This window comes from Paraburkholderia sp. JHI869 (genome assembly GCF_038900775.1).
Lineage (GTDB): Bacteria > Pseudomonadota > Gammaproteobacteria > Burkholderiales > Burkholderiaceae > Paraburkholderia.
In genome coordinates, this window is the sequence record NZ_JAYMSC010000003.1 from 275,019 (window position 1) to 295,986 (window position 20,968).

The window sequence follows — 20,968 nt, forward strand, 5'->3', positions numbered from 1 at the left end:
CTTATTTCTGCTTCGATGCGGGCCCAAGGACGCGCACCGGATCGCCCGCCGCGACGTTCAGCGCCGCCGCTTCTCTCGCGCTCAGCGTGAACTTGCCGTCGTGCACGACTCCCGGCGCGAAACCCACGCGAAAATCGCCGAGCGACGTGTTGGATACGAGTGAGCGCACACCCTCTTCGGCATGTGCTTCGCCAATTTCGACCGGCACCACCACGCTGTCGCGCACCGTGCGCAAGTCGCCGGTATGGCATTCGAGCACCGGGCCCGCGTCGAAAATATCGACGTGATTCTCATAGCGCAGCCCTTCGGCTTCGAGCATGCGGCGCGCGGGAATCGTGTCGGCGTGCGTGAGGCCGACGCACGCCTGCGCTTCCTCGGGCAGCAGTTCGACGTACACCGGGTAACGCGGCATCAGTTCCGCGAGGAACGACTTGCGTCCGTGCGAGCTGAGGTAGTCGGCGGCATTGAAATCGATCTGGTAGAAGTGCGAACCGACCGCGCGCCAGAACGGCGACGTACCTTCCGCGTCGAAATGGCCGCGCAATTCCGCGCAAAGCCGTTCGGGAAAGCGCTCGCGAAACTGCGCGATGAACATGAAGCGCGAGCGCGAAAGCAGCCCGCCCACTCCGCCCGTGCGATAACGCGGCGAAAGAAAGAGCGAACACACCTCGGCATAGCCCGTGAGATCGTGCGAGATGTTGAGCGCGCGCATGCGCGTCCAGATGCCGAGTTCCTGGCTTGCGTGCACCACCGTGCTCACGCGGTAGTTGTAGAACGGCTGCTCCAGCCCCACGGCCGTTTCGATGCCGCATACCCCGGCCACGTCGCCAGTGGCCGTGTCTTCCATCACGAAGAAGTAACCCGCTTCGCGCAGTTCAGCCTCGCCCGCCAGCGTGCGCCGCGCGCGCTCGATGCGCGCCTTCAGCGCCTCGCGATCGGGCTTGAAGGTGGTGAGGCCGGGGCCCGTTTCCTGGGCGAGCGCGACGAGCGCGTCCACGTCGCCCGTTTGCACAACGCGTACCACGATCATTGTGCGTCTCCCATGTATGCGTCCTCTGTTTGTGGAGTGGCGCGATATAGCGGCGCACACCGCACCGGCTCGCCGTCCTGCACGCCGAGTGCGGCACGCGCGGCGGCGTCGAGCGGCGCGATGATGCCCGCGCCCTGCTCGCTTTCCGGCAGCGTCGCGAGCACGCAGCGGAATTCGCCCGCGTGCTGGCTTGCGACCAGATACGCTGCGCCTTCCTGGTTCGTTGCGCTCGCAACCTCTCGCACCGTGCGCGTCTCATTGCCCGCTACCGAGGCCGTGCGGTCCACTTGCGCGGTCAGCACCGGGCCCGCATCGAAGATATCGACATAGCGGTCCGGCTCGAAGCCCTCTTCGAGATGAATCTCGTAAGCGAGCAAGGCGCTCGGATCGGGCTCGCCGAGCACGCGCTGCGCCGGCTCCGGCAGCAGCGGCACATAGAGCGGATAAGCGGGCATCACCTCAGCGATGAAGGTGCGGCTGCGTCCGCCCGAGGCCAGTTCGATGTCCTTGAAATCGCGCCCGAAGAACTTGCGCCCCACGGCTTCCCAGAACGGCGAGGCACCCGTTTCGTCGGTCACGCCGAGCAGCAGCGTGAACACTTCGGGGGTGAAGCGCCGGCGGTTCATCGCGACGTACATCATGCGCGCGCGCGACATGAGATGCGCGGCCGCTTCGCCGCGCAGCGAAGGCTCGATGTAAAAGCCCGCAAGACGGCTCTTGCCCGTGAGTTCATGCGACATCGTGAGCGCGTGAATCTTGCGGTTCACGTGCAGCTCGCGCGACGCATGAATGAGCGCATCGTTGCGAAACGCGTAGAACGGCTCGGCGTAGCCGGCCGCCGCCACGATGCTCGAGGTGCCGACGAGCCGCCCGGTGGCAGAATCTTCGAGCACGAACAGATAGAACTCCTCACCGGGGAAGTCCACGTCCGCGCGAAACGAATCTTCGGAAAGCGCGATGCGCGCTTCCAGCGCCGCGCGGTCGTGCGGCAGCGAATGCAGCACCGGCTGCGCGGTGCGCGCCATAAGGGCGATCGCATCGAGATCGGAAAGCCTGGCGGGGCGAACGAATAGCATCGTCGGTCCTGTGTGTGCGCTGAATTGCGGTTAAGCGTGTGCCCGGATCAGCGTGCGCCGATCACGTCTGCGCACGCCTGCTCGAAGCGAGCAAAGCCTTCGTCGAGGTCCGCTTCGGGAATGATGAGCGACGGCGCGAAGCGCAGCACGTCCGGCCCGGCGATCAGCATCATCACACCGCGATTCGCGGCCGCCCCGTTGAAGTCCTTGGCGCGTCCAGTGAAGCGCGCATTGAGTTCAGCGCCGATCAGAAGACCCTTGCCGCGCACTTCCTTGAACATGTCGAAGCGCTCGTTGATCTTCGCAAGCTTGCCGCGAATCGCCTCGCCGCGCGCGCGCACGCCAGCGAGCACTGCCGGATCGCTCACCAGTTCGACCACCTTGCCCGCAATCGCGGCGCCCAGCGGATTGCCGCCATAGGTCGTGCCGTGCACGCCCACCTTGAAGTGCGCCGCAATCGCTTCGGTCGTGAGCATCGCGCCGATCGGGAAGCCGTTGCCGAGCGCCTTGGCCGTCGTGAGGATGTCGGGCGTGACGCCCGTATCTTCGTAGGCGTAGAAGTGGCCCGTGCGGCCCACACCGGTTTGCACTTCGTCGAAAATCAGCAGCGCACCGTGCGCGTCGCACGCTTCGCGCAGCGCGCGCAGGAACGCGGGATCGGCGGGAATCACACCGCCCTCGCCCTGCACCGGCTCGACGATCACAGCGCAGGTCTGCGCGCCGATCGCGCGCTTCGCGGCTTCGATATCGTTGTACGGCAGATGCGTGATGCCGCCCGGCACGGGGCCGAAGCCTTCGGAATACTTGGGCTGGCCGCCCACGCTCACGGTGAAGAACGTGCGGCCGTGGAACGACTGCGTGAACGAGACGATCTCGGCCTTGTCGGCGCCGTGCCGGTCGAACGCCACGCGGCGCGCGAGCTTGAGCGCGGCCTCATTGGCTTCCGCGCCCGAGTTCGCGAAGAACGCGCGGTCGGCGAACGTGAGCGCTTCGAGTTGGCGCGCGAGGCGCAGCACCGGCTCGTTGGTGTAGCCGTTGCCGATGTGCCACATCCTGCTGCCCTGCTCCTGCAGCACGCGCAGCAGTTCCGGGTGCGCGTGGCCGAGCGACGTCACGGCGATGCCGCAGGCAAAGTCGATGTAATCGCGGCCCTCGGTGTCCCACACGCGCGAGCCAACACCGCGATCCGGCACGAACGGCGCGGGCGAGAAACACGGCACCATCACTTCGTCGAAGGTCTTGCGGCTCACAGTCTGGTCGTTCATGGCGATTCCTCTATTACTCAGTGCGTGTCGAATTCGGGGTCGATGTGCGTCGGGGCCGCGCCCTTTCGCTCAGGTAACTCGTGCAGTGTAGGCAAGCTGGGCGCAAACGTCTTGCGCAGGCGCGACGCGTTTTTTCGTACGGAACCTGCAAGGTCCGCTCGCTTGCTGCGCCGCGGCTAGATTTACTGGACTTCCGGCGGCTCGACGAGCGCGCCCGCGCGCGGCTCGGCGGCGGCTGTGCCGCCATGCTGGCGCTCGATCCAGTTGCGGCGGTCCTCGCGCGGCGTCACGCCGAAGCGCTCGCGGTAGGCATTCGAGAAATGCGCCGCCGAAGAAAAACCGCACGCAAGACTGATCTGCACCACAGACTTGCTGGTGCGCTGCAACTGCGAACGCGCCTTGGCAAGACGCAGGCCCAGGTAGTACTTGGAAGGCATCGCGCCGAGATACTGGCGAAAGAGCCGTTCGAGCTGGCGCCGCGAGACGCCCACGAGATTCGCGATATCGTCGGTCGTGAGCGGGTCCTCGATATTCGCTTCCATCAGCTTGAGTGCGTCGTTCAGGCGCGGATGGCGCTCACCGGGCGCGGTCACGAACGGAATGCGCTGGCGCTCGTCGCCGCTGCGCAATGTGCTTGCGCCCAGCGCGTCGGCAATGCGCTCGGCGAGTTCCGGGCCGTGGTCGCGGCCGATCATCGCGAGCATGAAGTCGAGCGTGGCCTGGCCGCCCGAGCAGGTGGCGCGATCGCGATCGATTTCGTAGATGTGCTGCGTGACGATGGTGCGCTCGAACTGCTCGGCGAACTGCTGGAACGTCTCCCAGTTCGCGGCCACGCGATAGCCCTGCAACTGCCCCGCCATCGCGAGCCACCAGATGCCGTGGTGGATGCCCGTGACGAGCGGCGTGCGCTGGCCCACGCGTGCGAGGCTCGCGAGAAAGAGCCGGTAGTCGGCGAACTGCTGGTAGCGCTCGGTCACGACGATGAGCCAGTCGGCCGCGACGGCGTCGCCGAATGTGCAGTCGGCGGGCCATTGCGCGCCGCCCGCGAGCGGCACGGGCCGGCCGTTCCACGAGCACATCTGCCAGCGGTACAGCGCGCGGCCGTCGATCTCGTTGGCGAGATTGAGCGCGTCGACGATTGGGCCCACGCCCGACATCGACACGGGCGGGAGCGCGACGATCGCCACCTGGGTCGTGCGGCCGGCGCGCGCGAGCGGCGCCTGGCCGCCGGGCGCGGCGGCAGGAACGGAAGCGGGAGGGAGAACGGTGGAACGGACCATCGGCAAGACGAGGCGCTGAAAACGCGCCGCTTACTTGAGACTGCCCGAGAGGAACTGGCGCAGACGATCGCTTTTAGGCGCGCCGAGCACATCGGCCGGTGCGCCCTCTTCCTCCGTGCGCCCCTGGTGCAGGAACATCACATGATTCGAGACGTTGCGCGCAAAGCCCATTTCGTGCGTCACGACGATCATCGTGCGGCCTTCTTCGGCGAGCTTCTGCATCACCTTGAGCACTTCGCCGACGAGTTCGGGGTCGAGCGCCGAAGTCGGCTCGTCGAACAGCATCACGTCGGGATGCATGGCGAGCGCGCGCGCAATCGCCACGCGCTGCTGCTGGCCGCCCGAAAGATGCGAGGGATATTGCTTCTCCACGCGCGGCGCGAGACCCACTTTCTCCAGATACTGGCGAGCGCGCTCCTCGGCTTCCTTGCGCGGCACGCCGAGCACGTGGATGGGCGCTTCCATCACGTTCTCGAGCACGTTCATGTGCGACCACAGGTTGAAGTGCTGGAACACCATCGCGAGCTTGGTGCGGATGCGCTGCAACTGCTTATGATCGGCCACGTCGAGATCGCCGTTGCGGCCTGCTTTCGTGCGCACGGTCTCGCCGTCCACGACGATCTCGCCCGCGTTCGGCTTCTCGAGGAAATTGATGCAGCGCAGGAACGTGCTCTTGCCCGAGCCGCTCGCGCCGATGATGCTGATCACGTCGCCCTTCTTCGCGTCGAGCGAGACGCCTTTGAGCACCTCGTTGTCGCCGTAGCGCTTGTGGATGTCGCGCGCGACGAGCTTGCTATCTGAGGATTGCGTCTGAGCCAAGATGGTCTCCAGTTTCCAGTGAATCAGCGGGTGCGCACGGCGAGATGGCCGAGCCAGCGTTTTTCGGCGCGGCGAAACGCAGCCACCAGCACGAACGATACCGCACAGTAGATCAGCGCCGCGAGGCCGAACGATTCGAACGAGCGATACGTAGCCGAGTTGGCGTCGCGCGCGACCTTGAGGATGTCGGGCACCGTCGCGGTGAAGGCCACCGTGGTCGCGTGCAGCATCAGGATCACTTCGTTACTGTACAGCGGCAGTGCGCGGCGCAGCGCGGAAGGCAGGATCACGCGCCAGTACATCGTGAACGGGCTCATGCCGTAGGCGCGCGCCGCTTCCACTTCGCCGTGCGAGGTGGCGCGAATCGCGCCCGCGAAAATCTCCGTCGTGTAGGCGCAGGTGTTGAGCGCGAACGCGAGCACCGCGCAGTTCAGGCCGCTGCGAAAGAACGCGTCGAGCAGCGGCTCCGAGCGGATGAACGCGAGACTGTACACGCCGGTGTAGATGAGCAGCAACTGCACATAGAGCGGTGTGCCGCGAAACACGTAGGTGTAGAAACGCACCGGCAGCGAGACCCAGCGGCGGCTCGACACGCGCGCCACGGCGAGCGGCACCGCGCACACGAAGCCGAAGGCCACGGAGATCACGAGCAGCCACAGCGTCATCGCGAGGCCGGAGACATGCTCGCCGTCCCAGTAGAGGAACGCGCGACCGAATTGCTGAATGATTTCGTTCATGGCGGGCGTTTCCTCAGAGTTGCGCGTGACGCACGCCGACCGAATAGCGGCGTTCGAGCCAGACGAGCGCGAAGTTCGAAAGCGTGGTGATCGCGAGATAGATGAGCGCCGCAATCACGAGGAAGAAGAACAGGTTGAAGGTGCTGCGGCCCGCGTCCTGGGCGGCCTTCACGACATCGGCGAGACCGATGATCGAGACGAGCGCCGTCGCCTTCACGAGCACCTGCCAGTTGTTGCCGATGCCGGGCAGCGCGAAACGCATCATCTGCGGAAAGAGGATGCGGGCGAACACGCGCGCGCCGCTCATGCCATACGCGTGGCCCGCTTCGAGCTGGCCGCGCGGCACCGCGAGAAACGCGCCGCGAAACGTTTCGGTGAAGTACGCGCCGTAAATGAAGCCGAGGGTGACGACGCCGGCCACGAACGGATCGATATCGATCTGCGCCATGCCGAGCGCGTCGGTGGCTTCGTTCACGCCGATCTGGATGCTGTAGAAGAGCAGCAGCATCAGCACGAGGTCGGGCACCGAGCGGATCAACGTGGTGTAGGCCGTGGCCACGGCGGCGAGCGGCCGGTTGAACGAGAGCTTGGCTGCTGCGCCGGCAAGTCCTAGCAGGACAGCCACGCCGAGCGAGAGAAGCGAAAGTTCGATCGTCTGGATCGTGCCGGCGAGCAGCACCGGGCCAAAGCCGTAAAGGATCACGCGCGTCTCCGGATCAATTCGTTTTGTCGTTTCGGGCGGCCTCGCGCGGCATGTGGGCGCCGCGCAAACCGATGAACTGGCGCGGATCGTCTCAGTGCAAAATGGATTGCTCAAACTAGCGCGGCGCGGATATTGCAGTGCAACATCGCGCTGCGGCACGCAGCCGCACGGGGACGAGGCCCGCACGGACATAGGCGAGATGCATTTGAAAGGCGAAAAAAAACGCCCCGGCTAGCGGGGCGCGTGGGGCATTTTCGCAAGTTTGGGGTCGCTTTTTCGATAGGCGCGCAGGGTACGCCCGGCGACCCGGCAGCGCTTATGCAGCGCGCGTTTGCGTGCCGCGGGCGTTGCCCGCACGGGCGTTCGCGCCGAGCAGCTTTTCGGCGAGCGCGCCGAACAGCAGGCCGATCGTGGTCCAGAGGATGACCTGCATGCCGATCGAGACGGTGCGGAACTTCCACAGCAGCACGGCCGGGAAGGTGGCGGGCACCTCGTTGATCGTCGGCAGCGCGAGCTGGATCGCGCCGATCACGACGACGAACAGCACGAGCGCCGCGATCGATGCGTTCCACACTCCAAGGCGCGGCACGAACGCGGCGCGCACCTTGAGCGAGAACACCGACACGGCGATCGAGATCGCGATCATCAGGAAGAAGAGTCCGGTGCGATAACCGATCGTCTCCGGGTCGCCGACCGAGGGCGGATTCGCCGGGTATTTGATGTTCGGCACCAGGTAGATCGCGACGAACGCCGCAAGCGCGAGCCATGCCGAAAGCGCGCGCGGCGAAAGACGCCCCACGCGGCCATTTGCATACGCGAAGACGAGCGCAAAGAGCCCGCCGATCGATGCGCCATAGACCATCACGCCCGTGAAGAGACCCAAACTCGCCTGGGTCTTGCGGCTCACGATTTCGGGCTCGGGCGCCTCCCCCTTGGCGGCGTCGGCTTTTTCCTCTAAGGAAATCGCCTGATCGACCTGCGGCTCGCCCACGATCTTCGCGAAGCCGAACGTGAGGAGTCCCGCGGCGATGCCTGCGAGCATGCCGCGTACCAACAACTTGCCAACCATGTTCAGCTCCCGGTCAGTGGCAGGGAAAGCCGAGCAGATGGCGGCCGTCGTGAACGAATTCGTGGACGTACATCCCCGGGAAGATCGACGTGGCGCCCTGCTCCGCGCCGACGAAGTACAGCGCCAGCAGCAGCATCAAGCCGCCGAAGATGGCCCAGGGGAGGATGTCTCGCAGCGGAATGGGCGCCGGGGCGGCCGGCGCATGCTGCAAGGGGAATGCGGTTTCGGACATGCTGACTTCTCCTGGGGTTACGCGCCCCGCTTGGTCGTTCAAAGAGTGGTTCACGACGCGCAGGTCTGACTCCCGTTGCACCGATTCAATCGACGGCAACCAGTTACAGTGGCGCGACCGCGCCGGACTTGCACCGGCTTCCGCGTGTCGTGGAGCCTGTATTCTACGCGCTGCGAAGGCTGGCCGCGGTCCGAATGTCAGCCACAGAGAAGCGACGCGTAAGGAAAAGCATGCCGACGACAGTCTGGCTGGTCAGTCATGCGGCGAACGCCGCGCTGCGCTCGGGTACGTTCCCGCGAGCGCCGGTTGCTGGCGACGACGCCGAGGAAGCGCTCGAAGCGCGCGCACTCGCGGCACTTGCCGCCTGGCGCGAGCGCTGGCATGCGCGCCTCACCGGTGATGAGTGCGATGGCGAGGCGCTGCGCGCGTTCACGAGCCCCGCCGCGATCGCGCGCGCCAGCGCATACGCAGCAGGCTTCGCCGGCGCAACCCAAAGCGACGCGCTCGCCGACACGGCCTTCGGCGAGTGGCAAGGCAAGCGCCTCGCGCAGCTCGCGCGTGAAGCGCCTGAAGCGCTCGCGGCCTGGACGCGCGATCCTGCCTTCAGGCCGCCGGGCGACGGCGAATCGTTCGACGATGTCCGCGCGCGCGTCGGCGCCTGGCTCGATGCGCTCCCCGACACCGGGCATGACGTGATCGCCTTCACGCATGCGAGCGTGATGCGCGCGGCCATTCTTCACGCGCTTGCCGCACCGTCGTCGAGTTTTCGATCGATCGAAATCGCGCCGCTTTCCGTGACGGCGCTACGCCGTACGCAGCACGGCTGGGTGTGGCTCGCGGCAATAGACTGAGGATAGGGACGGCATATCTTGATCTGCGTACATGGGCCGCGAACTTAGCGCGTATCAACGCGTTGACACATACAGATTTGAAGCCTAGCATCGGGGCTGTATCAACCACGTAGATACATCGCGATCAGGTATGGACATCAAACTCAATACGTTATTGGCCAGACGGCTAATTCAGTACGAGGACGAAATGGCGATACAAACCCTGAAGCGTTGGGGAAACAGCCTTGCGGTGCGCATCCCGGCCAGCCTCGCCAGCAAGCTGGCGTTGGCGGAGGGGCAGGAAGTCGAGGTGGAAGTCGAAGATGGGTCGCTCACGGTTCGCCCGCATACGGCGATCCGGCGCTTCTCGCGCGAGCGCTATTTGCAGCAGTTGCGCGAGAGGAAGCTCGAGCCGCACCCGCTCGTCGACCTCGGCCAGCCGCAAGGAACCGAAATCGGCGGACCCGATGACCCCACGCGTTTCGACCCATGGTAAGGAACGCATGAAGAACGGAACACCGGACGCCGGCGACATCCTCTGGCTCAACGTTGGGCCAGGCGCTGGCAGCGAGCAGGACGGCTATCGCCCTGTACTTGTCCTCACCGACGCCGAATTCAACGAACTCACGAGCCGCTTCGTCGGGCTGCCCATTACCAGCACCATTCACGGGTGGGAGTCGGAAATCCCGATCAGCGGACTGTCCAGGCCCTGCGTCGCAATGACCGACCAGGTCACCACGCTATCGCTCGCGGGCCGAGTCTGGCGGCACAAGGGAGAAACGGCGACGCCCGAGGAGCTGGAGGCGGCGAAATTCGCCGTCGCCGGCATTCTGGGCCTCTAGCGGAAGTCGTCGGGCCTAGTCCAGCCCCAGTTGCGCCTTGATGGCCGGCATCATGTACTGCACGGCTGCGCGCCCTTCCTCGATGGCGGGCCCGGCGCGATGAAAGTCGAAAATCCCCATGCCGCCCAGGCGCGGCTGGATCAGCACATCGGCTGGCTCGCCTGCCAGGCGGCTGCGCGTAATGCGCACCTGCATGATGTCGATGCTCTGGGCGACCGAACTCAACACGGAAGGCACGCGCGTGCTTGGCGGCGGGGCCACGCGCACGTCCGGTCCGCCAGCCGCGCCGGGGCCTGCCGGCTGCAGCCAGCGCGGAAAACGCTTGCCGTTGCGGCGCAGGAGCGGTTCACGCGCGGCTTCGCTGTTTTCAGCGCCATCGGCTCCGTGATTCGCCGCCGCCGCGGCCGATGCCGCCGTCGCCGCGTCGCTCGCTTCCACGGGCAACTCGCGCGGCATCGTGTCGATCGCGCCGCCCAGGTCGCGGCCGTTGAGAATGTCGTGATTGAGGTCAATGGCGATCACGGTGTCGGCGCGCATCGCGCGCGCGGCGGAGACTGGGACCGGATTGCTCAGCCCGCCGTCCACGAGCCACACGCCGTCATGCCAGATCGGCGTGAAGATGCCGGGAATCGCAATCGAAGCGCGCACGGCGTCCACCACGCCGCCCTCACGCAGCCAGACTTCGCGCCCCGTGTCGAGCTCGGTGGCGACCGCAGTGAACGGCAGCGTCAGGTCGTCGATCGAGCGGCCGTTGAACTGGTGCGCAAAGAGGTCGATCACCTTGCGCCCGCCGAGCAGCCCGCCCGAAAAACGCAGGTCGAGCAGCCGCACCACGGTCTGCCAGGTGAGCTTGCCCACCCAGTCCTCGAGCCAGTCGAGATCGCCGTTCGCGTACACGGCGCCAACCAGCGCGCCGATGGACGTGCCGCACACCACGTCGGGCTTGATGCCCGCTTCCTCGAGCGCGCGAATCGCGCCAATATGCGCCCAGCCGCGCGCCGCGCCGCCGCCGAGCACGAGCCCTACACGCTTGGGCCGTCGCCGGTTCATCATGCGCGCCTCCTTGCGTGGTCATGCGTCGATTGAGTCAACGGGGTCAGCGCCCGCGAATGATGTCCGAGCGCGAGGTCGTCGTGACCCGCCCGTCCGGCCCGAAATGCACGTTGAAATACGCTTCGGGCGTCACGCCCCCTTCCAGCCACTTCCAGCTCCACACCGTCTCCTTCTTCAAGCGGTAGCCCGCCACCTGCCCAGGTTTACCGAGCAAGCGCCGAACCTCGTCCTCACTCATGCCCACGCGGATCTTCGCGAAGTTTTCCGCCGTGAGCGCCTGGGTAATGGCCACGAGCCGCCCGTTCGGGCCGATGTCGACCATCCAGGTCTTGAGGCCCTGCGGGCCGCGCGGATATTCGAGGCGACGCGAGCCGTCGTCGAACACACGCTCGGTTTCGGGCTTGCCCATTTGCTCGCGCACCTGCTCGAGCGTGGAGACGCCGGGCGTGAGGCCCTTGAGCAGCAGCGCGTCGGGCTTCACCGAATCGAAGAACGCCTTGAATCCCTGCCGGATGGTGTCGAGCATGGCATCGAACTGGCGGTCGTCGCAGCCGGAAAGCGTGAACGCCGCCGTGGCGGCGCACGCGAGCGCGAGCGAGCGCGTGAGTGAAAACGTGGGCTTCATGTCCTTGCTAACGCATCAGCATGGGCTTGCGTCTACGCGCGCCGAAGGTCCGGCGCGCATCGACATGTCCACAATGTACCGTCAATGGACCTGATCGTGCTGCGAGCCCCGCTTCGGGCGGGGGTTGTTTGCGGGCACGCTCGCCACGGCGGGCTGCGCATCTGCGGACGGCGCGTCGGCGTTCGCGTCGGCGTTCGCGTCGTGACGCAATGCGCGACGCGCGCGAACGATTTCCGCGGCCTGCCACGTGATCAGCGCGAGCACGCCGAACACCACCTCGCGCATGCGCTTGACGAGCGCGAGCGAGAACGCCACCTCCTGGCTCACGCCAAAGACCTGCGCGAGGAGCACCACGGCGACTTCCTGCACGCCGAGGCCGGCAGGCACCATGAAAGCGGCATGGCGCACGGCCTGGGTGATGGCCTCGATGGCAAGCGCATCGCCCACTGAGACCGGATGGCCGAGCAGCGTGAGCGCCCACCACGTCTCGAACGCACCGAGCATGTAGCCGCCAAGCTGCCAGAAGAAAGCGCGAACCATGAGGCCGGTACGCGACATCAGCGCGTCGAGATCGGCGTCGAGCTGCTTGCCGTCGAGGCCGAGCATGAGCGGGTTTTCGGCGCCGAGCAGGCGCGCGGCCCAGCGCTCGATCGCATGGAAGACGCCGCCGCGGCGCAGCAGGAACACGGCGAGCACGGGCAGCGGCGCGGTGAGCACCAGCGCGAGTGCGATCGTGACGATGGTGCGCAGCGAACCGCCGTCGCCGGTCGCCGCGACGATCAGCACGACGCCGAGCGCCGAGAACGCGTATTGCACGGCAATCGTCACGAGCACTTCAACGATCACCGAAGCCGTGACCTCGCTCGCGTTGCGCACCTTCCAGCGCGCGAGGCGAATGCCGACGAGCTCGCCCCCCACGCCGACCACGGGCAGCAGCCGGTTCACGGCCTCGCGCACCGTCGCGGTCCACCAGAGGAAGCCAAGCGGTGCGCGCTTGTCGAGCAGGAGACGCCACGCGTGCGCGTCGAGCAGGAGCGGCAGCGCGTGGAATGGCACGAGCCAGAGCAGCATGGGGCCCGCCGTGCCGATCACGCGCAGCACGTCGTGCGCGCCGTTATGGACAACGAGGCCGATCAGGATGGCGATCCCGACCGGCAGGCCCAGCCATTGCAGCCACTTCATGACACCTGCACCTCGGGGCCGCTTGACGCGGCAGGACCTGCGCCCGAAGCCGCGCCGAAGAATACGTCGGTGAAGCCGCCACGACGCACGCCCGACTGCGCGAGCGCCGCGGCCACGCGCGGCGAGATCAGCGCGCCGAATTCGTCCGCGTGGCGATACGTCTGCATCGACCGCGTGATGGGCGCCTCACCCGCCTCATCGGCGAGCGCCGGATGGCAGTAGATTTCGCCCACACCCTGCGCGGGCAGATGCGCGAGTGCGTCGAGCACGGCGGCCTCGTCCATGGCGCCCGTCTTCGCGATACCGACCACGTAGTCGTTGTGCACGACGCCCGCACGCGCAAGCCGCGCGCGCACGAGCGCAAGCCAGGGCTTGAGCGCCAGCGGCGCGCCATCCTCGAGCGGCAGACGCACCGCGCGCAAACCATAGTCGCGGCCAATCTCGAGGATCAGCGCGAGCACCGTGGGATGCAGATGAAAATGCTTGTGCGTGTTCACGTGATCGAGCGCGAGCCCGGTCGCCGCAAACGCTTCGAACTGCGCGCGGATCTCCTTCGCGAGCTGCCTGCGCACATGCGGCAGGAAGAAGAAGCGCACGCCGTCGCGGACCATGTTGTCGCCGAAACGCCCTTGCGCATCGACGAGCGCAGGAATCTGCGCGCGCGGCAACATCGCGGCGCCGTCCGCCAGCACGAGATGCAGCCCCACGCGCAAATCCGGCGTGCGGCGCGCGCGCGCCACGGCGTCGGCCACGGCCGGCGCGGCTACCATCAGGCTCGCGCAGTCGAGCACGCCCTCGCGATGCGCGCGCTCCACCGCCGCATTGACCCGCTCGTGCAGGCCAAAGTCGTCGGCGGTGAAGATGAGCGCGCGCGCATCGGAGGGCGAACGGTCCATCATGCCTCGTGCGCGCGCAGGAAGCGGAAGAACTCCACGCCTTCGCGCAGACGCCGCTTCATCATGTCCCAGCTCGTGAGCATCTCGCGCACGATCTCCCAGATCTTCGACGGCCGGAAATAGAACTGGCGATAGAACTGCTCCAGGTGGTGATAGATCTCCTCGCGCGACAGGTGCTTGTAGCCGATCGCTGCGAGCTGCACCCCTTCCTTGCTCACCAGGTTGATGGTCTTGTTCTCTTCCATCCAGCCGTTTTCCACGGCCTGCTTGTAGAGCGTCGTGCCCGGATACGGCGCCGCCAGCGACACCTGAATCGTGTGCGGATTGATTTCCTTCGCGTACTCGATCGTCTTTTTGATCGTGTCCTGCGTCTCGCCCGGCAGCCCCAGAATGAAGGTGCCGTGAACCTTGATGCCCAGATTCTTGCAGTCGGCGCTGAAGCGGCGCGCGAAGTCCGTGCGCACGCCCTTCTTGATGTTCACGAGAATCTGGTCGTCGCCCGACTCGAAGCCCACCAGCAGCAAACGCAGGCCGTTTTCCTTCATGACCTTCAGCGTCTTGTACGGCACGTTCGCCTTCGCGTTGCACGACCACGTCATGCCGAGCTTGCCAAGGCCAATGGCGATCGCTTCGGCGCGCGGCAGGTCGTCGGTGAAGGTGTCGTCGTCGAACATGAGCTCCTTGACTTCCGGCATGTTCTCGCGGATCCACTTCGCCTCTTCCAGCACGTTCTCGACCGAGCGCGTGCGGTAAACGTGGCCGCTCACCGTCTGCGGCCACAGGCAGAACGTGCAGCGCGACTTGCAGCCCCGGCCCGTGTAGATCGACACGTACGGGTAATTCAGGTAGCCGATGAAGTAATTCTCGATCTTCAGGTCGCGCTTGTAGATGGGCGCGACGAACGGCAGCGAGTCCATGTCCTCGAGCACCGGACGGCCCGGGTTGTGCTCGATCGAGCCGTCCTTGGCGCGCCACGAAATGCCCTTCACTTCGGACAAGGGCACGCCTTCGGCGATTTCCTTGCAGGTGAAGTCGAATTCTTCGCGGCAGACGAAATCGATCGCCTCGGACGCGGTCAGCGAATTGTGCGGATCGACCTGCACCTTCGCGCCCACGAGGCCAATGACGACCGACGGCTTACGCTTCTTGAGGTCTTCGCAGAAGAGCGCGTCGGTCGGAAACGACGGCGTGCTCGTGTGGATGATGACGAGGTCGTATCCGGCTGCGATCTTCAGCGTCTCTTCAACGCTCATGCCGTCGGCCGGCGCGTCGAGCACGCGGCTGTCGGGCACGAGGGCCGCGGGCTGCGCAAGCCAGGTGGGATACCAGAACGAGCGGATCTCGCGCTTTGCCTGGTAGCGCGAGCCCGCGCCACCGTCGAAGCCGTCATACGACGGGGCCTGCAGAAACAGCGTTTTCATGCGATGAGTGCTCCGGGTACCCGTAGTGTGTCGGGTGATGATTGAGGTGATATTCGGTAACAAGCGACGCGCTCAGCGAGCGTCCGATCCTTCGACGGCAGGCCGCCGCGTACTCGCGGGCCCGGTCATGGCCCCAGGCGCTTCGGCCTCGGGGTTCGCAACGCTCACGCGCACGCCGCGCCAGATCACGTGCGAGCCGAACACCGCGGAAAGCCACTGCAGGGCCAGCAGCACATCGCGCAGCGGCACGAGCGGCAAATCGCGCCAGAACGCGCGCCAGCTTCCGCTCGCTCGCGCGTGGAGGATCAAACGCGCAATGATACCCGCCATCGTCGCCGTGGCGAGCGAGGCCAACGCGGCGCGCGTCGTCGCGCACGCACCGATGCCCGCGCCCGTCGCGAGCAGCCCGTAGAACAGCGCGCCCAGCACGAGCCACGGCGTGGGAAACGTAATGAACAGCGAAGCGAAGCCCGCCGGATTCACCGAACGGATGGTGCGCAGCCAGCGCGTCTCGCGCAGCCACAGCGAACCGAAGGTCGGCTCGATCACGTCGGTGGCGACCACCACGGGCGCGAGCACCGTGGCGAGGCCGTGATCGCGCGCGTAACGGGCGAGCAGATAGTCGTCGGCGAGGCAGTCCTTGAGTGCGGCAAAGCCGCCGATGCGCTCGAGCGTCGCGCGGGAAAGCGCGAGCGTCGCGCCAAAGCCGAACGCGCGCGAGCCCGTGGAATGCGCCACGCGCACCGAAGGCGCGAACCACTCGTTGATGAAGAGCGCACCCACGCGCGGCCAGAAGCCGCCAATGCTGCGGGCGCTGTAGAGGCACGTCACGACACCCACGTCCGGGTCGGCGAGCGGCGCGGTGACGATCTCCAGGTAATCGGGCTCGACGGCGATATCGCTGTCGGCCACGACGATCGCGTCGTACCGTGCGCGCGCCGCCAGATTGATGAGGTTGCTCACCTTGAGATTGCTGCCGTGCACGCGCGGGTCGATCACGAGTTCGATGTCATGGCCAGGATAAGCCGCCTGCAACCTGCGCACCACGGCGATGGCCGGATCCGCCGCCGACGAGACGCCGAACAGCAACTGAAAGCGCGCATGCCGCTGCTCGCAGAAGGTCGCAAGATTCTCGTAGAGGCGCGGCTCCGCGCCGCACAAGGGCTTGAGCACGCTCACAGGTTGCGGTTGCGCACGGCGTGCGCGGCGCGCGGCTTCGCGCACGAGCGCGGCCGAGCCGAGGCGCGGCATCGTCAGCGCGGCAACGAGGCCGTAGAAAGCGGCAACGCCGCACAGCACGACCACGACCCAGACGAACGCGGGCCAGGGTGCTGGCAAGGCGAAAACCTGCGACACCGTCATGACCCGCCGCCGTGCTGCGTCACGTGGGCGAACCCGCGCTCGCCGCCGGCCGCGCGCAAGGAGTGAAGCTCCTGCCGTACCCCGACCGGAACTCGCGTTTCACCACGTACCATTTCCCTGCCCTGAAAATCCAGAAATAAGCCGCGCATCGTAGCCTCAACACATATTCGAGGCTAGAAACCGAACAATTGATGCCGATTTGCATGACACCAGGCAATTGATCAAACAACGAATGGAGATAAACAATCGTATGAAACAACTGGATATGGTCGATCCCCGATTCGACGCGGAAAATTGTAGCAGCAAGCTCTGACGGTTGCTTCCGACGGACGCGGGAAAATGCGTTGCCAAAGTTGCAAAAGCGTAACTATTTCAGCGATTAAACAGCCGCCTTCCAGAGCATTTCCGCCCCGAAAAAATTCGGTAAGCATATAGAAATGAATTTTTAATAATTCTGAATTAAATGTGCGAGCTTTGCATTTAAACAGGAGTGGTTCTCGTTAATATTCAAATCGGCTGAGCGTAAAGGCAATCAGCCGTGATTGAACCCACGCCGCCGGCATGGGTTCCCGAAGGCCCCCAGCACGAACGAAAGTGCTTTGGCACAATGGCCGCACCTTGCGACTGCCTTGCGGCCTCGCGCCCGGAAGCCGGCGCGCCGCGCGCGTCGCCGTTCCTATACGAGGCCCCAGGCTGTGTCCATGATTCCCTTTTCCGTACTCGACCTCTCGCCCATCCCGGCTGGCTCCCACGCCGGCGCCGCCCTGCACAACACGCTCGATCTCGCCCGCCACGCCGAACGCCTCGGTTACCAGCGTTTCTGGTTGGCCGAGCATCACAACATGACGGGTATCGCCAGCGCGGCGACCTCGGTCGTGATCGGCTTTGTTGCGGGCGGCACGCAATCCATCCGCGTGGGCTCGGGCGGGATCATGCTGCCGAATCACGCGCCGCTCGTGATTGCCGAGCAGTTCGGCACGCTTGAAGCGCTCTACCCGGGCCGCATCGACCTCGGTCTCGGGCGCGCGCCCGGCACCGACCAGACCACGGGGCGCGCGCTGCGCCGCGACCTGCAGGGCAGCGCCGACAGCTTCCCCGACGACGTGGCCGAACTGCAGCGCTATTTCGCCGCGCCCGTGGAAGGCCAGCGTGTGCGCGCCGTGCCCGGCGCGGGGTTGAACGTGCCGCTCTATATCCTCGGCTCGAGCCTGTATGGTGCACAACTCGCGGCGGCCATGGGCCTGCCGTTCGCCTTCGCCTCGCACTTCGCGCCGGACCATCTGCTCACGGCGCTGCGTCTCTACCGCTCGCAGTTCCGCCCGTCTGCCGTGCTGGCCAAGCCGCATGCGATGGTCGGCGTGAACGTGTTCGGCGCACCCACGAACGAAGAAGCGCGCTTTCTCTTCACCTCGCTACAGCAGCAGTTCGTGAACTTGCGGCGCGGCACGCCGGGGCAACTGCCGCCGCCGGTCGAGCAGATCGCGGCGAATGAGTTCGAACTGGCTGGCGTGTCGCACTCGCTCGCCTGCTCCGTGGTGGGCGACCAGGAAACCGTGCGTGCGGGCCTCGCCTCGGTGATCGAGCAAACCGGCGCGGACGAACTCATCGTCACCGCGCAGATCTACGACCACGCGGCGCGTCTGCGTTCGTTCGAGATGGCGGCACAGGCTCGCGAAGAACTGAAGGAAGCCGCCGCAGGACGGTAACCGCGCGAGGCTCGCCTCGCGCGCAGTGACGCAAGCGACCTCAGTGCGAGGTGTTCAACGCGTCGAGCCCCTTGAGCAGCGCGGCGTGAAACGCCTGCGGATCCTGCATCTGCGGCGCGTGTCCGAGATCGGCGAACTCCACGAGCGTCGCGTGGGGAATGGCGCGCTGCGCGGCTTTGGCCAGCGCGGGATAGTGCCCGAGCTGCGCACGCACTTCGGGCGGCGCGAGATCCTTGCCGATGGCGGTCGTGTCCTTGTCGCCGATGAGCAGCAGCGTCGGCATCTGCAACTGGCCGAATTCGTAGATCACCGGCTGCGTGTAGATCATGTCGTAGAGCAGCGCGGAGTCCCACGCCACCTGCGCCTTGCCGGGCCCGCGATACATGCCCGCCAGCATCTGCACCCACGGCTCATACGCGGGCCGCCACTGGCCCGCGTAATAGGTGGCCTGCTCGTAGCGGCGAATGCCGTCGGCGTTCGTCTTGAGCTCCTGCGCATACCAGTCGTCCACCGAGATCGACGGCACGCCCTTCGCCTTCCAGTCTTCGAGGCCGATCGGGTTCACGAGCACAAGCTGCTCGGTCTCGCGCGGATACATGAGCGCGTAGCGCACCGCCAGCATGCCGCCCGTCGAATGGCCGATGATCGTCGCGTCATGCACGCCGAGCGCCGCGAGCAGCGCGTGCGTATTGCGCGCGAGCTGCTGGAAACTGAACTGGTACGAAGCCGGCTTGCTCGACTTGCAAAAGCCGATCTGGTCCGGCGCGATCACACGGTAGCCCGCGGCATGCAGCTCGCGGATGGTGGCGTCCCACGTCGCCGAGCAAAAATTCTTGCCGTGCAGCAGGACTGCGGTGCGTCCGTTTGGCCTCGCGGGCTGCACATCCATGTACGCCATGTGCAGCGTTTGCCCCTGCGAAACGAACGCAAAGTCATGCACGGAATGCGGATACTCGAAGCCCTGCAGCTCCGGGCCATACGCGGGGCCGTCGGGCGTCTGGCTCGCAGTTTGCGTTGACGACGCGGCCAGCGGCGCGGCCCCGCTCGCCTCGAAGTCGGCGGCGAAAGCGGTGTGACAGAGCGCGGCCGCACTCAGTGCTGCAACGAAGGGCGCAAAGCGGATCAGCGTGGAGTTCAGGATGGCTCTCATCGACTAGGAATTGGGCAGAAGGTCGGACGCAATCGGGACGACTGGCATGAATGGCACGAGCGGGTCGGCGAAACTGCGCCGGTACAGCCAGCGATTCTAGCGGTCCCGCCCCGCTCTTGCCGCGTTTCGCGCCCGTGGAACGTGTGCGGCATGCCGTTTGCTGCTCACGAACGCCGCGCACGAATGCGGCGCGCATGTCCGGCGCAGCGAACGGGCAATTCGCGCTACGCTGCATTCGGTGCTAGAACAGTCATACAGGACGCACGAGACGTCCGCGACGCACGACACGCGATGCTGCACTGCGAAACGCGCCGCATCAGGGACGTGACAGGCACACCAGAGAAGGACCGCACAAGCCCGTGCAGGACGAGACGGCGCGCGGCGGCCGCACCGGGGGGCACAACAAGGAGACGACCATGGAAACTCCGGCAAGCCTCAACGATCTGCAACGCACCACGCTCGCCATCGTGCTCGCTGGCGGCCGCGGCACGCGCCTCGGGCCGCTCACCAACAAGCGCGTGAAGCCGGCCGTGTACTTTGGCGGCAAGTACCGCATCATCGACTTCGCACTCTCGAATTGCCTGAATTCGGGCATCCGCCGCATTGCGGTCGTCACGCAGTACAAGGCGCACTCGCTCCTGCGCCACCTGCAGCGCGGCTGGGGCTTCCTGCGCGGCGAATTCAACGAGTTCCTCGACTTGTGGCCCGCGCAGCAGCGCGTGGAAGGCGCGCACTGGTATCGCGGCACCGCCGACGCCGTGTACCAGAACATCGACATCATCCGCTCGATCAGCCCGAAGTACGTGGTGGTGCTGGCCGGCGACCACATCTACAAGATGGACTACACGCGCATGATCGCCGACCATGCCGCGAGCGGCGCCGACTGCACGGTGGGCTGCATCGAGGTGCCGCGCATGGAAGCGACCGCGTTCGGCGTGATGGCCGTGGACGAGGCGCGCCGCGTGACCGGCTTCGTCGAGAAGCCCGACGATCCGCCCGCCATGCCGGGCCGCCCCGACATCGCGCTCGCGAGCATGGGCATCTATGTGTTCGACACAACCTACCTCGTCCATTTGCTCGAAGACAACATCTCGCGCTCGGCCACCGACCACGACTTCGGCAAGGACATCATTCCGCGCGTGGTGAGCGACGGCACTGCGATCGCGCATCCGTTCAGCATGTCCTGCGTGTCGTCGGATGCGAGCGCCGAGCCCTACTGGCGCGACGTAGGCACGGTCGACGCCTACTGGTCCGCCAACCTCGACCTCGCCTCGACTATCCCCGCGCTCGATCTCTACGACCGCAACTGGCCGATCTGGACGTACCAGGAACAGTTGCCGCCCGCCAAGTTCGTGCGCGACCTGAACGGCCTGCAAGGCTCGGGCACCAACCTGATCGTGTGCGGCGGCAGCGTGATCTCCGGTTCCCAGATCTCGCGCTCGGTGCTCTCGTCGAATGTCGTCGTGCAGTCGTTCTGCAACATTGCCGAGGCAGTCTTGTTGCCACAGGTGACGGTGGGCACGAGTTGCCGGCTGCGCAAGGTCGTCGTGGACCGCGGCTGCACGATTCCCAACGGCACCGTGATCGGCGAAGACGCGGCGCGCGACGCCGAACGTTTTTATCGCACCGAGAGCGGCGTCGTGCTGGTCACGAGCGAGGCGCTGGCGAAGTTGCCAGCTAGCTGACTGCC

The 20,968-nt window shown here is 66.0% G+C and carries 21 protein-coding genes and 1 riboswitch; of the genes, 5 read left to right on the forward strand and 16 right to left on the reverse strand.

The window, feature by feature from the left end; genetic code table 11:
• Position 1: 1 nt before the first annotated feature.
• The 9 genes from astA to VSR72_RS07710 all read right to left on the reverse strand — a co-directional run bounded on the left by astA (position 2) and on the right by VSR72_RS07710 (position 8,211).
• Positions 2–1,030 (reverse strand): arginine N-succinyltransferase, encoded by a 1,029-nt coding sequence (gene astA, locus VSR72_RS07670; RefSeq protein WP_342951803.1) that lies wholly within the window; start codon positions 1,028–1,030, stop codon positions 2–4.
• Positions 1,027–2,106, reverse strand: a complete 1,080-nt coding sequence (gene aruF, locus VSR72_RS07675) for an arginine/ornithine succinyltransferase subunit alpha (RefSeq protein ID WP_342951804.1) — start codon at positions 2,104–2,106, stop codon at positions 1,027–1,029. The genes astA and aruF overlap by 4 nt, the downstream gene beginning before the upstream one ends.
• Positions 2,107–2,153: 47 nt before the next feature.
• Complete coding sequence (locus VSR72_RS07680; protein ID WP_342951805.1) at positions 2,154–3,371, reverse strand: aspartate aminotransferase family protein; 1,218 nt, start codon at positions 3,369–3,371, stop codon at positions 2,154–2,156.
• 182 nt (positions 3,372–3,553) lie between these two features.
• Positions 3,554–4,528, reverse strand: coding sequence for a GlxA family transcriptional regulator (locus tag VSR72_RS07685; RefSeq protein ID WP_342952032.1), 975 nt, complete (start codon positions 4,526–4,528; stop codon positions 3,554–3,556).
• A 153-nt stretch (positions 4,529–4,681) separates the two neighbouring features.
• The gene (locus VSR72_RS07690) at positions 4,682–5,470 is read right to left on the reverse strand and encodes an ABC transporter ATP-binding protein (RefSeq protein WP_342951806.1); all 789 of its coding nucleotides are present in this window, start codon (positions 5,468–5,470) and stop codon (positions 4,682–4,684) included.
• A gap of 23 nt (positions 5,471–5,493) precedes the next feature.
• On the reverse strand, positions 5,494–6,207 hold the full coding sequence (locus tag VSR72_RS07695; RefSeq protein ID WP_324154122.1) for an ABC transporter permease: 714 nt from the start codon (positions 6,205–6,207) through the stop codon (positions 5,494–5,496).
• A gap of 13 nt (positions 6,208–6,220) precedes the next feature.
• Complete coding sequence (gene hisQ, locus VSR72_RS07700) at positions 6,221–6,910, reverse strand: histidine ABC transporter permease HisQ (protein ID WP_028204762.1); 690 nt, start codon at positions 6,908–6,910, stop codon at positions 6,221–6,223.
• Positions 6,911–7,226: 316 nt separating this feature from the next.
• Positions 7,227–7,979, reverse strand: a complete 753-nt coding sequence (locus VSR72_RS07705; protein WP_342951807.1) for a CbtA family protein — start codon at positions 7,977–7,979, stop codon at positions 7,227–7,229.
• A 13-nt stretch (positions 7,980–7,992) separates the two neighbouring features.
• Positions 7,993–8,211: a CbtB-domain containing protein gene (locus tag VSR72_RS07710; protein ID WP_342951808.1), complete on the reverse strand. Its 219-nt coding sequence runs from the start codon at positions 8,209–8,211 to the stop codon at positions 7,993–7,995.
• Positions 8,212–8,251: 40 nt separating this feature from the next.
• A riboswitch (cobalamin riboswitch) is annotated at positions 8,252–8,397 on the reverse strand.
• 44 nt (positions 8,398–8,441) lie between these two features.
• Here VSR72_RS07710 and VSR72_RS07715 point away from each other — a divergent pair.
• The 3 genes from VSR72_RS07715 (at position 8,442) to VSR72_RS07725 (ending at position 9,883) form a co-directional block, all read left to right on the forward strand.
• A complete protein-coding gene (locus tag VSR72_RS07715; RefSeq protein WP_342951809.1) occupies positions 8,442–9,062 on the forward strand; it encodes a histidine phosphatase family protein in 621 nt (206 codons plus the stop codon).
• A 187-nt stretch (positions 9,063–9,249) separates the two neighbouring features.
• Complete coding sequence (locus VSR72_RS07720) at positions 9,250–9,537, forward strand: AbrB/MazE/SpoVT family DNA-binding domain-containing protein (RefSeq protein WP_342951810.1); 288 nt, start codon at positions 9,250–9,252, stop codon at positions 9,535–9,537.
• A 7-nt stretch (positions 9,538–9,544) separates the two neighbouring features.
• Positions 9,545–9,883, forward strand: coding sequence for a type II toxin-antitoxin system PemK/MazF family toxin (locus VSR72_RS07725; RefSeq protein WP_342951811.1), 339 nt, complete (start codon positions 9,545–9,547; stop codon positions 9,881–9,883).
• A gap of 15 nt (positions 9,884–9,898) precedes the next feature.
• On the opposite strand, the gene VSR72_RS07730 is transcribed toward VSR72_RS07725, so the two are convergent.
• From VSR72_RS07730 to hpnI, 6 genes are all read right to left on the reverse strand, one after another.
• Positions 9,899–10,936: a patatin-like phospholipase family protein gene (locus tag VSR72_RS07730; RefSeq protein WP_342951812.1), complete on the reverse strand. Its 1,038-nt coding sequence runs from the start codon at positions 10,934–10,936 to the stop codon at positions 9,899–9,901.
• Positions 10,937–10,979: 43 nt separating this feature from the next.
• The gene (locus VSR72_RS07735) at positions 10,980–11,561 is read right to left on the reverse strand and encodes an outer membrane protein assembly factor BamE (protein ID WP_254335794.1); all 582 of its coding nucleotides are present in this window, start codon (positions 11,559–11,561) and stop codon (positions 10,980–10,982) included.
• A gap of 81 nt (positions 11,562–11,642) precedes the next feature.
• The gene (locus tag VSR72_RS07740; RefSeq protein ID WP_342951813.1) at positions 11,643–12,743 is read right to left on the reverse strand and encodes a lysylphosphatidylglycerol synthase domain-containing protein; all 1,101 of its coding nucleotides are present in this window, start codon (positions 12,741–12,743) and stop codon (positions 11,643–11,645) included.
• On the reverse strand, positions 12,740–13,639 hold the full coding sequence (gene hpnK / locus VSR72_RS07745) for a hopanoid biosynthesis-associated protein HpnK (protein ID WP_342952033.1): 900 nt from the start codon (positions 13,637–13,639) through the stop codon (positions 12,740–12,742). The genes VSR72_RS07740 and hpnK overlap by 4 nt, the downstream gene beginning before the upstream one ends.
• Positions 13,639–15,060 (reverse strand): hopanoid biosynthesis associated radical SAM protein HpnJ, encoded by a 1,422-nt coding sequence (hpnJ, locus tag VSR72_RS07750; RefSeq protein ID WP_342951814.1) that lies wholly within the window; start codon positions 15,058–15,060, stop codon positions 13,639–13,641. The genes hpnK and hpnJ overlap by 1 nt, the downstream gene beginning before the upstream one ends.
• A gap of 72 nt (positions 15,061–15,132) precedes the next feature.
• Positions 15,133–16,422, reverse strand: a complete 1,290-nt coding sequence (hpnI, locus tag VSR72_RS07755; RefSeq protein WP_342951815.1) for a bacteriohopanetetrol glucosamine biosynthesis glycosyltransferase HpnI — start codon at positions 16,420–16,422, stop codon at positions 15,133–15,135.
• Between the two features lie 701 nt (positions 16,423–17,123).
• On the opposite strand from hpnI, the gene VSR72_RS07760 reads away from it, so the two are divergent.
• Positions 17,124–18,128, forward strand: coding sequence for an LLM class flavin-dependent oxidoreductase (locus tag VSR72_RS07760; RefSeq protein ID WP_342951816.1), 1,005 nt, complete (start codon positions 17,124–17,126; stop codon positions 18,126–18,128).
• Between the two features lie 40 nt (positions 18,129–18,168).
• Here VSR72_RS07760 and VSR72_RS07765 read toward each other — a convergent pair whose 3' ends face one another.
• Positions 18,169–19,278 carry an alpha/beta hydrolase gene (locus VSR72_RS07765; protein ID WP_342951817.1) on the reverse strand — a complete coding sequence of 370 codons (1,110 nt, stop codon included), beginning with the start codon at positions 19,276–19,278 and terminating at the stop codon, positions 18,169–18,171.
• A gap of 416 nt (positions 19,279–19,694) precedes the next feature.
• Between VSR72_RS07765 and glgC the strand changes: the two genes are divergently transcribed.
• On the forward strand, positions 19,695–20,963 hold the full coding sequence (gene glgC / locus VSR72_RS07770) for a glucose-1-phosphate adenylyltransferase (protein ID WP_342951818.1): 1,269 nt from the start codon (positions 19,695–19,697) through the stop codon (positions 20,961–20,963).
• The last annotated feature ends 5 nt before the right edge of the window (positions 20,964–20,968 follow it).

Coding starts and splice junctions, on each gene's coding strand:
- astA (WP_342951803.1), bottom strand. CDS start 1,030: ATGATCGTGGTACGCGTTGTGCAAACGGGCGACGTGGACGCGCTCGTC.
- aruF (WP_342951804.1), bottom strand. CDS start 2,106: ATGCTATTCGTTCGCCCCGCCAGGCTTTCCGATCTCGATGCGATCGCC.
- VSR72_RS07680 (WP_342951805.1), bottom strand. CDS start 3,371: ATGAACGACCAGACTGTGAGCCGCAAGACCTTCGACGAAGTGATGGTG.
- VSR72_RS07685 (WP_342952032.1), bottom strand. CDS start 4,528: ATGTCGGGCGTGGGCCCAATCGTCGACGCGCTCAATCTCGCCAACGAG.
- VSR72_RS07695 (WP_324154122.1), bottom strand. CDS start 6,207: ATGAACGAAATCATTCAGCAATTCGGTCGCGCGTTCCTCTACTGGGAC.
- VSR72_RS07705 (WP_342951807.1), bottom strand. CDS start 7,979: ATGGTTGGCAAGTTGTTGGTACGCGGCATGCTCGCAGGCATCGCCGCG.
- VSR72_RS07710 (WP_342951808.1), bottom strand. CDS start 8,211: ATGTCCGAAACCGCATTCCCCTTGCAGCATGCGCCGGCCGCCCCGGCG.
- VSR72_RS07715 (WP_342951809.1), top strand. CDS start 8,442: ATGCCGACGACAGTCTGGCTGGTCAGTCATGCGGCGAACGCCGCGCTG.
- VSR72_RS07720 (WP_342951810.1), top strand. CDS start 9,250: ATGGCGATACAAACCCTGAAGCGTTGGGGAAACAGCCTTGCGGTGCGC.
- VSR72_RS07725 (WP_342951811.1), top strand. CDS start 9,545: ATGAAGAACGGAACACCGGACGCCGGCGACATCCTCTGGCTCAACGTT.
- VSR72_RS07730 (WP_342951812.1), bottom strand. CDS start 10,936: ATGATGAACCGGCGACGGCCCAAGCGTGTAGGGCTCGTGCTCGGCGGC.
- VSR72_RS07735 (WP_254335794.1), bottom strand. CDS start 11,561: ATGAAGCCCACGTTTTCACTCACGCGCTCGCTCGCGCTCGCGTGCGCC.
- VSR72_RS07740 (WP_342951813.1), bottom strand. CDS start 12,743: ATGAAGTGGCTGCAATGGCTGGGCCTGCCGGTCGGGATCGCCATCCTG.
- hpnK (WP_342952033.1), bottom strand. CDS start 13,639: ATGGACCGTTCGCCCTCCGATGCGCGCGCGCTCATCTTCACCGCCGAC.
- hpnJ (WP_342951814.1), bottom strand. CDS start 15,060: ATGAAAACGCTGTTTCTGCAGGCCCCGTCGTATGACGGCTTCGACGGT.
- hpnI (WP_342951815.1), bottom strand. CDS start 16,422: ATGACGGTGTCGCAGGTTTTCGCCTTGCCAGCACCCTGGCCCGCGTTC.
- VSR72_RS07760 (WP_342951816.1), top strand. CDS start 17,124: ATGATTCCCTTTTCCGTACTCGACCTCTCGCCCATCCCGGCTGGCTCC.
- VSR72_RS07765 (WP_342951817.1), bottom strand. CDS start 19,278: ATGAGAGCCATCCTGAACTCCACGCTGATCCGCTTTGCGCCCTTCGTT.
- glgC (WP_342951818.1), top strand. CDS start 19,695: ATGGAAACTCCGGCAAGCCTCAACGATCTGCAACGCACCACGCTCGCC.